At 71.7% G+C, this 12904-nt stretch carries 13 protein-coding genes; 5 read left to right on the top strand and 8 right to left on the bottom strand.

Translation table 11 applies throughout. From position 1 onward, the window contains the following. The 4 genes from ASC77_RS16895 to ASC77_RS16880 form a co-directional block, all read right to left on the bottom strand. Window positions 1-984, bottom strand: a complete 984-nt coding sequence (locus ASC77_RS16895; protein WP_056155517.1) for a LacI family DNA-binding transcriptional regulator — start codon at window positions 982-984, stop codon at window positions 1-3. A 100-nt stretch (window positions 985-1084) separates the two neighbouring features. Beyond that, complete coding sequence (locus ASC77_RS16890; protein ID WP_056155515.1) at window positions 1085-1522, bottom strand: YdeI/OmpD-associated family protein; 438 nt, start codon at window positions 1520-1522, stop codon at window positions 1085-1087. Further along, entirely contained in the window at window positions 1519-1743 is a 225-nt protein-coding gene (locus tag ASC77_RS16885; protein WP_056155512.1) for a DUF4287 domain-containing protein, read from the bottom strand. Before ASC77_RS16885 ends, ASC77_RS16890 begins: the two co-directional genes overlap by 4 nt. 37 nt (window positions 1744-1780) lie before the next feature. Continuing rightward, the gene (locus ASC77_RS16880) at window positions 1781-2257 is read right to left on the bottom strand and encodes a DUF427 domain-containing protein (RefSeq protein ID WP_056155510.1); all 477 of its coding nucleotides are present in this window, start codon (window positions 2255-2257) and stop codon (window positions 1781-1783) included. A 55-nt stretch (window positions 2258-2312) separates the two neighbouring features. On the opposite strand from ASC77_RS16880, the gene ASC77_RS16875 reads away from it, so the two are divergent. Beyond that, window positions 2313-3602, top strand: a complete 1290-nt coding sequence (locus ASC77_RS16875; RefSeq protein ID WP_056155507.1) for an MFS transporter — start codon at window positions 2313-2315, stop codon at window positions 3600-3602. Here the strand turns inward: ASC77_RS16875 and ASC77_RS16870 are convergent. Then, on the bottom strand, window positions 3589-4692 hold the full coding sequence (locus ASC77_RS16870) for a ScyD/ScyE family protein (protein WP_056155504.1): 1104 nt from the start codon (window positions 4690-4692) through the stop codon (window positions 3589-3591). The genes ASC77_RS16875 and ASC77_RS16870 overlap by 14 nt on opposite strands. Before the next feature lie 137 nt (window positions 4693-4829). Between ASC77_RS16870 and ASC77_RS16865 the strand changes: the two genes are divergently transcribed. From ASC77_RS16865 to ASC77_RS27280, 3 genes are all read left to right on the top strand, one after another. After that, window positions 4830-6323, top strand: a complete 1494-nt coding sequence (locus tag ASC77_RS16865; RefSeq protein ID WP_200945015.1) for an SDR family NAD(P)-dependent oxidoreductase — start codon at window positions 4830-4832, stop codon at window positions 6321-6323. Window positions 6324-6363: 40 nt separating this feature from the next. Then, window positions 6364-7014 carry an NADPH-dependent F420 reductase gene (locus ASC77_RS16860; RefSeq protein ID WP_056155502.1) on the top strand — a complete coding sequence of 217 codons (651 nt, stop codon included), beginning with the start codon at window positions 6364-6366 and terminating at the stop codon, window positions 7012-7014. Window positions 7015-7531: 517 nt separating this feature from the next. Continuing rightward, entirely contained in the window at window positions 7532-8086 is a 555-nt protein-coding gene (locus ASC77_RS27280) for a hypothetical protein (RefSeq protein WP_200945014.1), read from the top strand. Between the two features lie 1654 nt (window positions 8087-9740). On the opposite strand, the gene ASC77_RS16840 is transcribed toward ASC77_RS27280, so the two are convergent. Beyond that, window positions 9741-10238 (bottom strand): mycothiol transferase, encoded by a 498-nt coding sequence (locus tag ASC77_RS16840; protein ID WP_056155492.1) that lies wholly within the window; start codon window positions 10236-10238, stop codon window positions 9741-9743. Window positions 10239-10261: 23 nt separating this feature from the next. Between ASC77_RS16840 and ASC77_RS16835 the strand changes: the two genes are divergently transcribed. After that, window positions 10262-10726, top strand: a complete 465-nt coding sequence (locus tag ASC77_RS16835) for a group II truncated hemoglobin (RefSeq protein ID WP_056155489.1) — start codon at window positions 10262-10264, stop codon at window positions 10724-10726. 2 nt (window positions 10727-10728) lie between these two features. Here ASC77_RS16835 and ASC77_RS16830 read toward each other — a convergent pair whose 3' ends face one another. After that, on the bottom strand, window positions 10729-11238 hold the full coding sequence (locus tag ASC77_RS16830; RefSeq protein WP_056155486.1) for a hypothetical protein: 510 nt from the start codon (window positions 11236-11238) through the stop codon (window positions 10729-10731). Beyond that, window positions 11235-12884, bottom strand: a complete 1650-nt coding sequence (locus ASC77_RS16825; RefSeq protein ID WP_082574841.1) for a DUF429 domain-containing protein — start codon at window positions 12882-12884, stop codon at window positions 11235-11237. The genes ASC77_RS16830 and ASC77_RS16825 overlap by 4 nt, the downstream gene beginning before the upstream one ends. Window positions 12885-12904 lie beyond the last annotated feature (20 nt).

The following is a 12904-nucleotide window of genomic DNA, read 5'->3' as shown; positions in this document are numbered from 1 at the left end:
TCAGACCGAGCCGCGCCGGATCAGCGAGACCCCGGGGGCAGGCAGCTCCCCGGGTGGCGGGAGCTGGTTGATCCGCCGGGTGACGATCTCGACCAGTGCCTCCGCCAGCCGTTCCGCGTCGCTGACGACCGTCGTCAGGGCGGGCTGCGTCAGCGCGGACAGCTCCTGGTCACCGGACCCGATGACGGCGACCTGGTCGGGCACCGCGAGCCCGGCCGCCCGCGCACCGGCGAGCACGATCCCGGCGACGTGGTCGTTGACCGCGCAGACGCCGGTGTAGCCGGAGGACACCAGGTCGCGCAGCTGGCTCGCCGCGGCCCCCGGGTCGTCGGGGAACACGTACTGCGGCGGCTCCTCGATGCCGAGCGAGGCCGCTACCTCGGGCACCAGCAGCTGCCGCGCCGCCGTGGCCAGCCGGTGCCTGGAGTCGAGGGAGGCGGACGCGATGCGCTGGTGACCGGCGTCCAGCAGGGTCTGCAGCTGCAGGGCGACGACCGCCCGCTCGCTGTCCATCGCCAGTGCCTGGAGGTCGTCGCCGCCGCCGTACAGCGGCAGCACGAGCGGAACCCCGGCGGCGCGCATGGCCTGGACCTGCTCCGGCTCGATCGAGATGCACAGGACCGCCGCGGGCACGATCGTGCGCCAGACGTCGTCGATGCGCTCGCGGCCGAAGCGACCGGTGTGGGCGAGGAGCGTGAATCCCTCCTGCGCGAAGCGTCGGGACAGCTGGCTGAGCACCCGGCGTCCCCAGTCCTCGAGCGTCACCTCCGCCGGGAAGACGAACAGGATGACGTCGCTGCGGCCGCGGACCAGGGCGCGGGCCGCCGCCGACGGGTTGTAGCTCAGCCGCTCCGCGGCCTCGAGCACCCGGCGACGGGTGGCATCCGGGATCTGCTGATGAGGGGTGTCGTTCAGGACGTAGCTCACCGTGGTCCGCGAGACGCCGGCCGCTCGCGCGACGTCTGCGGCGGTGGCTCGCTTCATGCGACTCCTTCGGCGGTCCTGCTCCTCAGCATTCCAGATACCCGAGCCGGAATCTGCCACACCTCGCGCCAGGACTCCTCACTCGGGTTCGGTACGTCGATCAGCCGCGCAGCGCGGTGATCGCCTTCCCGACACGAGCCGCCCGGGTCTCGGGCTTCTTGGCGTCCTCGATGGAACGCGCCCACTCCTTCTGGTGACTGGGCGCGAGCCTCGCCCAGGCGGCGGCGAGGGTCGGGTCGGACTCCAGGGCGGCGGCGAGCTCGGCCGGCGGCTCGACGGTGCGCGGGGCGTCGTCGACGGTGACCTCGAGGTCGAGCACCTGCCCCGCCTCGACGCCGGCCAGGTCGCGGTTCTCCTTGCTCACCCCGAGCCAGAAGGCGTCGCCCATCCGGGCGATCGACGAGCGCCACGTGTGCTCGCCGACGGAGGCGACGACCGGGGGCCGCCGACCGGCGCCGAGCTGCTCGACGACCTCGTCGGGGATCCGGAAGCCCGCGGTGTTCCCACCGGTCGCCTCGAGCTCGAGCCGAAGCCTCACGTCTTGTCCTGCGCCAGCGTGTAGGCGACCACGGCGTTGGCGTGGCCGTGCCCCATGCCGTGCTCGTCCTTGAGCACCGCCACGAGGTCCATGTGCTTCGCGCCGGCGCCGTACCCCGGCGCGGACCGCACGACCGCCTGCCACTCCTCGATCGGACGGCCGTACTTCTTCTCGATCGACGGGAAGTACGACGCCGGGCCCTGCACCTTCTGCTCAGTCATGTCAGTACCGACCTCCTGCCGTTGCCAGAGTCATCGCTCACCAGCCGGTGGTGCCGGGGCCGCCCTTGAACGGCCCGACGACGCGACTCGTGATCCACCCACCGTAGAAGCCGCCGGCCTGCGGCTGGACGACCTCGCCGTCGACGGTGCACCGATCGACCAGGCCCGGCATCACCGCAACGGCGCCGGCGAGCACCTCGAAGCCGGGTGACGGGAGCTCGTAGGTCCAGGCCGCGCGCGACGCCACCACGTCGTCCGCGACCAGGTCGAAGTAGCCGGCCTGGCCCTTCCACTCGCACCACGACCGGCCGGTGGCGGGCCGCAGCGCGCCCGGCGCGAACGCCGCCCGCGGCAGGTAGTACGTCGGCGGGTGGCTGGTCTCGAGGACCCGCCACGACGTACGCGTGCTGGCGACGACGCGGCCGCCGAGCTCGACCTCGACCAGCTCGGTGCTCGGCTCGACCCGCGGTGGCCGGGGGTAGTCCCAGACCGACTCGACCGTGGGCTTCGTCATGTCCCGACGCTACCGCTGCCGGGAACATCCGGCAGCGGGGCTAGGTTCGGGGATCGTGCGCAGACTCCGGGGCTTGGTGGCCGACACCCGACCGCTGAGCAACGAGCACTTCCGCCGGCTCTGGCTCGCCAACATCATCACGGTCGTCGGCGCCCAGCTGACGGTCGTCGCGGTGCCGGCCCAGATCTACGCCGACACCGGCTCCTCGGCGTACGTCGGCCTCACGGGGCTGTTCGGCCTGGTGCCGCTCGTGGTCTTCGGTCTGTGGGGCGGCGCGCTGGCCGATGTCTTCGACCGGCGCACGATGCTGATCATCACGACCAGCGGCCTGATCGGCACCAGCGCGCTGTTCTGGCTCCAGGCCGTCGCCGGCAACGCGAACGTGTGGCTGCTGCTCTGCCTCTTCTCGGTGCAGCAGGCGTTCTTCGCGGTCAACCAGCCGACCCGCAGCGCCATCCTGCCCAAGCTCCTGACGCCCGAGCTGCTGCCGGCCGCCAACTCGCTGAACATGACGATCTTCCAGGCGGGCGCGATCGGCGGCCCGCTGGTGGCGGGCGTGCTGATCCCGGTGCTTGGCTTCCAGTGGCTCTACCTGATCGACACGATCACGCTCTTCGCGACGCTGAGCGCCGTCGTACGACTGCCGCGGCTGCCGGTCGAGGACGCCGCGAAGGGCACCCCGGGGCTGCGCTCGGTGATCGAGGGCTTCACCTACCTGCGCGGCCACCCCGTGCTGATGATGTCCTTCGTCGTCGACCTGATCGCGATGGTCTTCGGCATGCCGCGCGCGCTCTTCCCGGAGATCGCGCACGTCTCGTTCGGCGGCCCGGACGAGGGCGGCCTGGTCTTCGCGCTGCTCTTCGCCGCGATCCCGGCGGGCGCGGTGATCGGCGGGGTCTTCTCGGGCTGGGTCTCGCGCGTCGACGCCCAGGGCCGGGCGGTGATCATCTGCATCCTGGTCTGGGGCTTCGCGATGGTCGGCTTCGGGCTCGCGGTCGCTCTCGCCGGGCACTGGCAGACCGCCGCGCTCACCGTCGCCCTGCTGATGCTGGTCATCGGCGGCGCCGCCGACATGGCGTCGGCGGCGTTCCGCACCAGCATGCTCCAGAGCGCGGCCGACGACTCGGTGCGCGGGCGACTGCAGGGCATCTTCATCGTCGTGGTCGCGGGCGGTCCGCGGATCGCCGACGTCGTGCACGGCGCCAGCGCCGCGATGGTCGGTACGGCGGCGGCCGCGGCCGGGGGCGGGGTCCTGGTCGTGATCGGCACGATCCTCGCGGCGGTCGCGGTGCCGTCGTTCGTCCGCTACCGGATCACCCGCCCCGGCCTGGTCAGCGGAACCTGACCAGCTTGCCGCCCGGCGGCGTGCTCGGGCTCTCCTCGGACGGTCCCACCAGCACGTCGGTCGTGGCGTAGAGACCACGGGAGGTCCACTCCACCGCGGCGGGCATGTTCACCTTCGCGAACGTGCGGACCTTGGCGGAGCCCCGCTTGATCCTCACGATCCTGCCGCCGAAGAGCTCGGACACGAACATGGTGCCGCTCGGGGCGATGGCGATCCCGACCGGTGCGAACAGCCCGCCGGCGACCTTGGCGACCTTGCCGGTGCGGAGCGTGACCGAGTAGACGGAGCCGAGCGGCATCTGCTCACCGAGCCCACCGCCCTCCGTGGTCACGTAGAGCCTGCCGTCGCCGCCGAGCGCGACGTCGGTCGGCACGGGCTCGCCGTAGTAGGTCTCGCCGACGACGCAGTCCGGCAGCCCCATCCCGCCCGCGAGCTCGGCGGTGATCTCGACCGGCACCGCCGGCAGCACGGCCAGCGTGCGGATCCGACCGCGCGGCGAGATCGCGAGGACGGCGTTCATGCCGGCGTCGGCCACGAACACCGTGCCCTCGTCGGTCTGCAGCGTGGCGTAGGGGTGCGAGTCGGGGACCCCGGTGTACGTCGGCGGCCCGAACTGCTCGGTCGGCCACTGGGCGGCGCACTCGTCGGAGATGCCGCGGACGCCGTACGCGACCGACTTGTCGGGGTTCTTCTTGTTCTCGTAGGCGCGGACGTTGGCGAGCGTGCGCACCTTGCCCTTCGGCGTGATCCACTTGACCCAGGACTTGATCGGCCCGTTGTCGTCGCTGGCGGTCTCGGTGAAGACGAGCTTGCCGTGGAAGACCGAGACGCCGCCGACCTCGTTGCCGTTCTTGCCCGCGTAGACGACCTTCGGCTTCTTCCCGGGCCGCACCTTCACGAGCTGCCCGGCGAAGTTCTGGGTGACGTACGCCGTGCCGTCGTCGTCGATCGCCGCTGTCAGCGGGCTGACGAGGTGCTTGGCGAGCACCTTCGGCTTGGGCGCGGCCGCGTCGGCGGCCGGGATGAGTACGGCCGTGGTGGCGGCGAGTGCGAGCGCCGCGGTCGCGGCGACGGTGCGGGTCCTGCGCATGGGGGTGCCTCCCTGGTGGCGTGAGGTACCCACCCTCGGCAGACGACCTGTCCTGTGTCACCGCCCATCTGGGTGATGGCGGCGGGCAGGTGATCGCCGAAGCGGCCGGACGGACCCGGCGGACCTAGAATCCTCCGGTGCAGCAGCAGAACGAGCCGGCAGACCCCACGCTCCTCCAGGGCATCGACCCCGACGAGCTCGCCATCGCGGTGAAGGTGCTCAACGAGCTGCACCGGCTCCCCGAGGACCACCCGGACATCCGGACCGTCAAGCACGCGGCCTCGCACATGTACAAGGCGCTCAAGGCCGAGCGGCGCACCCGCAAGCGGCAGGCCGAGCTGGCCCACGACCGCGCGGTCACCGAGGCGACGGCGACCGGCTCGCCCATGCGGATCGACGACGAGACGCTCGGCATCCCGCTGGTCTCGACCGCGCCCGGCGCGTTCGCGGGCGAGCTGATCAACCCGCGCGGCTGCTACATCTGCAAGAACGACTACACGCTCGTCGACGCGTTCTACCACTACCTCTGCCCCAGCTGCGCGGCCATGTCGCACGCCAAGCGCGGCCAGGGCACCGACCTCACCGGGCGCCGCGCGCTGCTCACCGGCGGCCGCGCCAAGATCGGCATGTACATCGCGCTGCGACTGCTCCGCGACGGCGCCCACACGACCATCACCACGCGCTTCCCGCACGACGCCGTACGCCGCTTCTCGGCGCTCGAGGACAGCGCCGACTGGATCGACCGGCTGAAGATCGTGGGCATCGACCTGCGCGACCCGACCCAGGTGATCTCGCTCGCCGACGAGGTCGCCGCCGACGGTCCGCTCGACATCCTGATCAACAACGCCTGCCAGACGGTGCGCCGGACGCCGGGGTCGTACGCACCGCTCGTCGAGGCCGAGCTGATGCCGCTGCCGACCGGCGCAGCGCTGCCCGAGATCGTCAGCTTCGACCGGATCAGCGACGCCCACCCGGCCGCGATCGCCGGGACGCTGCAGCAGCACGCGGTCGCCCACCACGAGACGCCCGCGCACACCCCGGCCTCGATCACGGCCCTCGCACTGAAGGCCGGGAACGCGTCGCTCGAGGCCCATCTCGCCGGCACCGCCGTCGACGCAGGTGGCCTGCTGCCGGACCTGCAGACGACGAACTCCTGGACGCAGACCGTCGACGAGGTCGACCCGCTGGAGCTGCTGGAGGTGCAGCTCTGCAACGCGACCGCGCCGTTCCTGCTGATCTCACGGCTGCGCGCGTCGCTGCGCGCGTCGACGGCGCGGCGTACGTACGTCGTCAACGTGTCGGCGATGGAGGGTCAGTTCGGCGGCCGGCGCTACAAGGGCGCGGGGCACCCGCACACCAACATGGCCAAGGCGTCGCTCAACATGCTGACGCGGACCAGCGCCGGCGAGATGTTCGAGTCCGACCAGATCCTGATGAACGCCGTCGACACCGGCTGGATCACCGACGAGCGGCCGCACCAGGAGAAGCTGCGGATCGCCGGCGAGGGCTGGCACGCACCCCTCGACCTGGTCGACGGCGCCGCGCGGGTCTACGACCCGATCGTCCGCGGCGAGGCCGGCGAGGACCTCTACGGACACTTCCTCAAGGACTTCGAGCCCACTCCCTGGTAGGTCGCGGAACACGGCGATCTCCGCTGTGGTTGAACCCTGCATGACCACCATCGGCATCATCGGCAGCGGCAACATCGGCGGCACCCTCGCGAAGCTGTTCGCGGCGCAGGGTCACGACGTCGTCATCAGCAACTCGCGCGGGCCGGAGACGCTCGCCGACCTGGTCGAGGAGATCGGCGGCACCGCGCGCGCCGCGACCGCCGCGGAGGCCGCCGAGGCCGGTGAGCTGGTCGTCGTCTCGATCCCGTTCCTGGCCGTCGGCTCCGTGCCGGTCGAGCCGCTCGCGGGCAAGGTCGTCATCGACACCAACAACTACTACTGGGAGCGCGACGGCCACGCCGTCGACATCGACGAGGGCCGCACGACGCCCAGCGAGGTGCTCCAGTCGCACCTGCCGACGTCGTACGTCGTGAAGCTCTTCAACGCCATCCAGTCGACGCACCTCCTGACCCAGGGCAAGCCGGCCGGCACCGACGGCCGCCGCGCACTCCCCCTTGCCGGCGACGACGAGGGCGCGAAGGCGACGGTCGCCGCGCTGACCGACGAGATCGGGTACGACGTCGTCGACGCCGGCCCACTCGCGGAGGGCTGGCGCTTCGACCGCGACCAGCCGGCGTACGGCCCCGAGGTCGACGCCGCCGGCCTGCGCGAGCTGCTCGAGCAGGCGACGCGCGCCTCCGCCTCCGCGTAGGTCGCCGGTGGCAGGATCCCGTCCATGGACGGGATGGAGTGCGACGGCTGCGGCGCGACGATGCGGTGGGAGACCTCCCACTCCCGGTGCGACCGGTGCGGCTACATCCGGCCGTGCTGTGAGGGCGCGCCCGTGACGGCGGGCTGCGTCGTGCCGTCGGCGTCGGCTGGGGTCGACCGGCGAGGGTGAGCGCAGCGACACGGTCCGTCGTGGTCGCCGCTGTGACGCGACTACCGGGAAACGTGGTCACCGTGGTCGGTGGCTGCGGAGGCGATTTCCAGTAGCCGGTCGGGTTGCGGGTCCGCTCGGGTCGACCGTTGGGGCCCGGGTCGGGGAAGAACCGGCTGGATCGGTTGCCGCGCCCTGTTTGCGCAGATCCGGACGCCTCGCCTCTGAGCACGGTCCGTCGCGCGGTCGTGCGGTCGTGCGCGCTCATTGGCATCACCGCGCACCGTCGCCGGCATGAGCGGTCGCTGTGTCGAGGGCCGAACCGGCTCGGTTCGTAGAAGATGTCACCGTGGCGGAGCAGATTCCGGAGACCTGGGCCGTAGTGCGAGAGCAACTCGCAACGGCTCGCGGCCAGCTCACCAACCGCGATGACGATGAGCTCGGTCTCTACGAGGACTTCCTCGATCACAACGAACTCGGACTCGCCCTCGATGCGTTGGTTGATGTGGCCCACGCACAACGCGCCCCCGGTGACGTGTGGCGAGGCTTGTCGGCAGCGGCGCAGACGATGGACCTTGAGGCGACCGACAGCGTTCACGGTCCAACGGTTCAGCGCATCTTGGATCACCTGGCAGCCGCCCATGACGTGCGAGGGCTCCAGCGCATGTTGAACGAGTGGGACCCGATCGGTGTGCGCCCTGACTTAGGCGGGCCGGACGACGAGTACTCCTGTCTCTACGCCCCTCTCCTCGAACGACTCGCGGGCGGCTCGGACCCAGCGGAGATCGCGTTGTTCCTCCGCGCCGAACTTGAGGGTCACTTCGGCCTGGACGCCAACTACTCACAACCCGAAGCGTTCGCCGGTGAGCTCGTGGACTGGTTCGCCGGCGGGGCTCCGGCCTGACTGCGCCCGACCGCTCATCGGCATGCATGGCAATGGCCCCGCCGACGGTGCCGGCGGGGTGCGGGGTCAGTGGGTTCGTCGTCGGTGTTCGGTGGTGACGTCGGTGAGGTCGACGGGGTGGACCCGGCCCTTGGGGCTGGTCCAGATGAAGCTGGTGCGGCTGGTGCGGTGGTAGGTCCAGGTGCTGAAGGTCTTGACGCGGTGGTGCGGCACAACGGGGCGAGGTTCCACGACGTGGTCTTCCCGCCGCTCGCGTAGGGGGTGATGTGGTCGAGGTCGCAGCCCCGGGCGTCCTTGCTGCAGTGCGGGAACACACAGGTCGGGGTCAGCAGGATCGCCTGCTCCCGCTGCCGCTGCGTGGGCGCGTAGGCGTCGGTGGTGATCTCTTCGGACAGGTCGAGGACGGGCCGGATCGACACCCGGGTGCCCCGGGTGGTGCACCACTCGACCAGTTGGTCGATGGTGGCGTACGGGACGTGGCCGCCCTCGACGCCGACGATGCCGTGGGCCTCGGTCGGCTGGTGGTGGGCGTAGATGACGACCTCGCGCGGCGCAGCAGTATCGCCGCCGAGCTGTCCGGCGGCCATGGCACGCCGGGTGTCGAGGTCCAGCTCGGGGTGCTCGGTCAGGAGGGCGTGGGCGCCGGCCTTGATCTGTGCCTCGAGGGCGAGGGCGTCGGTGTACTCCAGCAGCCCGGTGACGGGCACGAGGCCCCGGTTGAGGCGGGTGTCGGTCAACGCGATGTCGAGGTGTGCCTGGGCGGAGCAGTCGAGGCGTTCGCCTTCGGCGTGCTCGGGGTCGGCCACGGCGGCGGCGGTCTCGACCTNCGTCGGTCAACGCGATGTCGAGGTGTGCCTGGGCGGAGCAGTCGAGGCGTTCGCCTTCGGCGTGCTCGGGGTCGGCCACGGCGGCGGCGGTCTCGACCTCCGACTCGACCTTCGCCCACGAGCACGACGCCAGCACCGGGGCCAGCTGCCGGTCCACGTGGGCGGCGGCGGTCGGGTTGAGGCGGTGGGTGCGGTCGGTGACCCGGCGGACCTTCCACACCGGGACCTGCCCGGCCATGGTCTTGGCCCAGATCTGCGGGAGCCGGTACTTGGCCTCGAGGGCGGCACCGAGGAAGTTGCGGCCCTGGTAGGCAGTCATGCCCACTGCGGCGGCGAACTCCGCGACCGCGAACTCCGACATCCCGGGTGCGCCCTCGCCGGCCAGGGTGATCGGCTGGTCACCGAACATGATCAGGTCGCCGAGCTCGTCGACCACCGCGTCCTCGACCGGCGCCGGGTGCGCCTCGGCCCACGCGGCAGCGAGCTCGAACCGGGCGGCCTCGGCCATCCGCGCGACCATCGTCTGCTCGGACGCACGCGCCAACAGATCCCGCAGCTGCGGGTCCTGGGTGAGGGTGCGTCGAGCCATGCTCGATCTTACCACGATTCGAAGATATGTTCGAGTAATCTCGAAGCTCGGTTCGAACTATTTTCGGGCGGACCCGCCGGCCGGGAAGCAGCCGTCACCCGAAGCCCGTCGTACCCGGCGTAGCCAGCCTGTCGGCGACCAACCCGTGCGGACCCGCAAGCCGCGCACATCGGCCCTGCTCGGCTCGCTAGCGCACCTTCCTCAACCACCGAGAGTGCGGACCCGCAGCGGACAGGCGTCAGAGCAGCCCGCGGAGGTACGCAGCCTGGCCGACGTGCTGGGCGTCGTCGTCGGCGATGCTGACCAGCCGGACACCCCGCGTGACGGGCGGGTCCCAGTGCCGGTCGATGATCTCGTCGAGGTCGGCGTCGGTGACGGTGCGCAGGTAGGCGACCGTCGCCTCGTGCGTGGCCTGCAGGTAGTCGGCCAGCAGGTCGGCCGGTGCCCGCACCTTGCCGACCTGCTCGCTGCTGTGGCCGTAGCCGTGGTCGCTGGGGTCGATGTCGAGCCCGAACCGGTCCACCCAGCCCTGGGTGAACCACACCTCCTCGGTGCCGGCGGCGTGCGCGATCTGCGCGTCCTGCACCCGGGCCGTGTGCCAGATCAGCCAGGCGATCGAGTTGGCGTCGGGGGCAACCCGGTGGGCGAGCTGCTCGTCGGTGAGCCCGTCGACGGCGGCCACGCCGTTCTCGCGGATCCGCTCGAAGAAGTCGATGAGGAGGTCGGCTGGAGTCATGCCTCCGACGGTAGCGTCGAGGCGTGAGCGACGACCCCACCCTCTTCGAGTGGGCCGGCGGCGGGGAGGCCCTGCGCCGGCTGATCGACTGCTTCTACGACCGGGTCGAGGCAGACGCGCTGCTCAGCCCGTTCTTCCCCGGCGGCGTCTCCGAGGAGCACCGCGCCCACGTGGCCGCGTGGTGGTCCGAGGTGTTCGGCGGGCCGACGACGTACACCGACGAGCTGGGCGGCTACGAGCGGATGCTGGCCCACCACCGCAACCTCGGGATCACCGCCGAGCAGCGGCACCGGTTCGCCTCGACGATGAGCCTCGCAGCCGACGACGCCGGGCTGCCGGCCGACCCGGAGTTCCGGGCCGCCCTCGTGGGCTACCTGGAGTGGGGCACCCGGCTCGCCCAAGAGAACTCGCAGCCCGGCGCCGACGTGGTCGAGCACGCCCCCGTCCCGCGGTGGGGCTGGGGCGTCGCGCCGCCGTACCGGCCCTGAGGTCAGAGCCCCACGCGCAACTGCGTCGGCGTGCCGGTGCCGTCGGCCGCCGCGGTCATCCCGCCGAGGAGACCGACCACCACGGCGATGGCCACGAGCGTGCTTATCTCGGGTCCGGCGTCCGCCGGTTGCGACCGCTGCCAGCGGAAGTAGTCCGTGGAGCAGAACGCCACCAGCGCGCCGACCTGCCCGATCGTGACGAGCAGCAGGAGCAGGTCCCAGCCGCCGACGTGCTCGAGGTCGGCGACGATCCCGATCGCGGTGAAGAGTGCGCCGAGGCCGAGGAGTATCCAGACGAGGACGAGCCGGACGGTGCGACCGCGCAGGACGCCGGCGGCGAACCAGCCGACGATCAGCGCGCTCAGCACCATCGACAGCACCACCCAGACCCCGTCACTGTCGCTCAGCCCGCGCGTGGCGAGGCCCGGGAGCTGCGCCGCGAGGCAGAGCCACGCGAACACGTAGGCGGAGACGGGGAGCCGACCGCCCCCGGGTGCTGCCTGCTCGCTCATCCCCGCATCCGCTCCAGCCGCGCCCGGAGCAGGGGCTGTCGGTGGGCGTTGCCCGGCAGGTCGACGTAGGTGTCGCCGAAGGCGGCGAGGATGGCGTCGTCGAGACGGCGTACGGCGCCGGGCGGGTACCGGTAGTCCATCCGGGCAGTGACCTGCTCCGCGTCGACGTCGGCGAGCACCTCGCCGAGCGCCGCCAGCGTGCTGATCCCGAGCTCGGGCAGCAGGCCGGCGATCCAGGCGTAGTGGTCGGTGCGCGACCACTCGGCGTCGGGGTACTGCCCGGCGAGGTACGCCGCCAGCTCGCGCGGCGTGATCCCCTCGGCGTCGATCTCGGGCTCGCCGACCGAGCCGCCGCGCAGCCGGTCGCGGATGGTCGTGAACTCCTGGTCGGCGAGCTCGAGGAGCCCGGCGGCGAGGGTGAAGCGGCGGTCGAAGTCGCGGGCGTGCTCCTCGGGCACGGTGCCCTTGTAGCGGATGTCGTGCTCGAACTCGGCCCACGCGTGCTGGAGCACCGTGCGCACCTGCACCTGCGCGGTCGGCCCGCCGTTGCGCGACACCTGGAGGTGCCGGCTGGCGTAGCCGAACCGCCCCTCGCTGGCGGTCTCCTGGCCGAGGTCGCGGTCGTCGATCACGGTCAGCTGCGACCCGAGCACCTCGGCGACGGCGGCGACGTCGCTGCGGACGTAGGTGATGACACGGATGCCGACCTGGTCGGTGATGTCGCGGAGCGGGTCGGTGTAGACGGGCAGCCCGTCGTCGGTGCGGCCGGCCTTGGCCGCGAACGACTCGACGGACTTCGCCCGGCCGGTGACGGTCAGGTAGTTGATACCGGCCTCGTCGAGGATCTCGGTCACCAGCGCGACGTACTCGTGGGCGGCCTCGACGCGGGCGGGGTACTGGCGGGCGTACTCGTCGACGGCGGCCCGCACCGTGGCGTGCGCGTCCGGCAGGGTCGGCGTGACGATGTAGCCGCGTTCGAGGTCGCCGTACGTCGTGGTCCGCTCCGGCCACCGCTCGGCGAAGAGCGCGACGTACGCGCAGACCACGGCGTCGACCTGGTCCTCGACGTGGCGCAGGTCGACCTTGCGGGTCGCGGCCTCGACCCGGGCACGCAGGTCGGACCAGGCACGGTTGGTGACGACGATCCGCTCGACGTGGTCCATCAGGGTGAGCAGCTCGGAGCGCAGGAGATCGAGGCTGCGGCCCGGCTTCGCCTTGTACTTCAGCGTCTTGCCGAGCCCGAACAGCACCACCGTCGCAGGGTGCGGGTAGACCTCGATCGCACGTCGCTTGCGACCCGACCGCGGGTCCATGTCGAGGCCCAGCAGCTTGCAGACCCTGGCACCGCGGGTGCCGTCCTTGAACTCCGGCTTGCCCGTGTTGGACGGGTGCGTGCCGGCCTCGAACCGGCGGAAGTCGCGGCTCAGCTGCTGCTCCGCCGGTCGCGACCCGGTCGGGTTGACCACGATCAGCGGGGCGTCGATCGCGACCAGGCACGGCCCCTCGACGTACGGCGCCAGCGTCGCCTCGATCTCGGCGTTGGTCTGCACGGCGGAGACGTGCAGCAGGTGGGCATCCTCGTCGAGGACCGCGAGCCCGGTGGGCTGGCGATCGCCCCACGCGAGGTCGACTCCGACGAAGTGCATGGGTGCAGCCTGCCGCATCC

The sequence above is a fragment of the Nocardioides sp. Root1257 genome, assembly GCF_001425175.1.
Taxonomy (GTDB): domain Bacteria; phylum Actinomycetota; class Actinomycetes; order Propionibacteriales; family Nocardioidaceae; genus Nocardioides.
Note: the sequence above shows the minus strand (reverse complement) of the source record. Positions and strands in the feature narration are given on the sequence as shown.

Coding starts and splice junctions, on each gene's coding strand:
- ASC77_RS16895 (WP_056155517.1), bottom strand. CDS start 984: ATGAAGCGAGCCACCGCCGCAGACGTCGCGCGAGCGGCCGGCGTCTCG.
- ASC77_RS16885 (WP_056155512.1), bottom strand. CDS start 1,743: ATGACTGAGCAGAAGGTGCAGGGCCCGGCGTCGTACTTCCCGTCGATC.
- ASC77_RS16880 (WP_056155510.1), bottom strand. CDS start 2,257: ATGACGAAGCCCACGGTCGAGTCGGTCTGGGACTACCCCCGGCCACCG.
- ASC77_RS16870 (WP_056155504.1), bottom strand. CDS start 4,692: ATGCGCAGGACCCGCACCGTCGCCGCGACCGCGGCGCTCGCACTCGCC.
- ASC77_RS16860 (WP_056155502.1), top strand. CDS start 6,364: ATGACCACCATCGGCATCATCGGCAGCGGCAACATCGGCGGCACCCTC.
- ASC77_RS16840 (WP_056155492.1), bottom strand. CDS start 10,238: ATGACTCCAGCCGACCTCCTCATCGACTTCTTCGAGCGGATCCGCGAG.
- ASC77_RS16830 (WP_056155486.1), bottom strand. CDS start 11,238: ATGAGCGAGCAGGCAGCACCCGGGGGCGGTCGGCTCCCCGTCTCCGCC.
- ASC77_RS16825 (WP_082574841.1), bottom strand. CDS start 12,884: ATGCACTTCGTCGGAGTCGACCTCGCGTGGGGCGATCGCCAGCCCACC.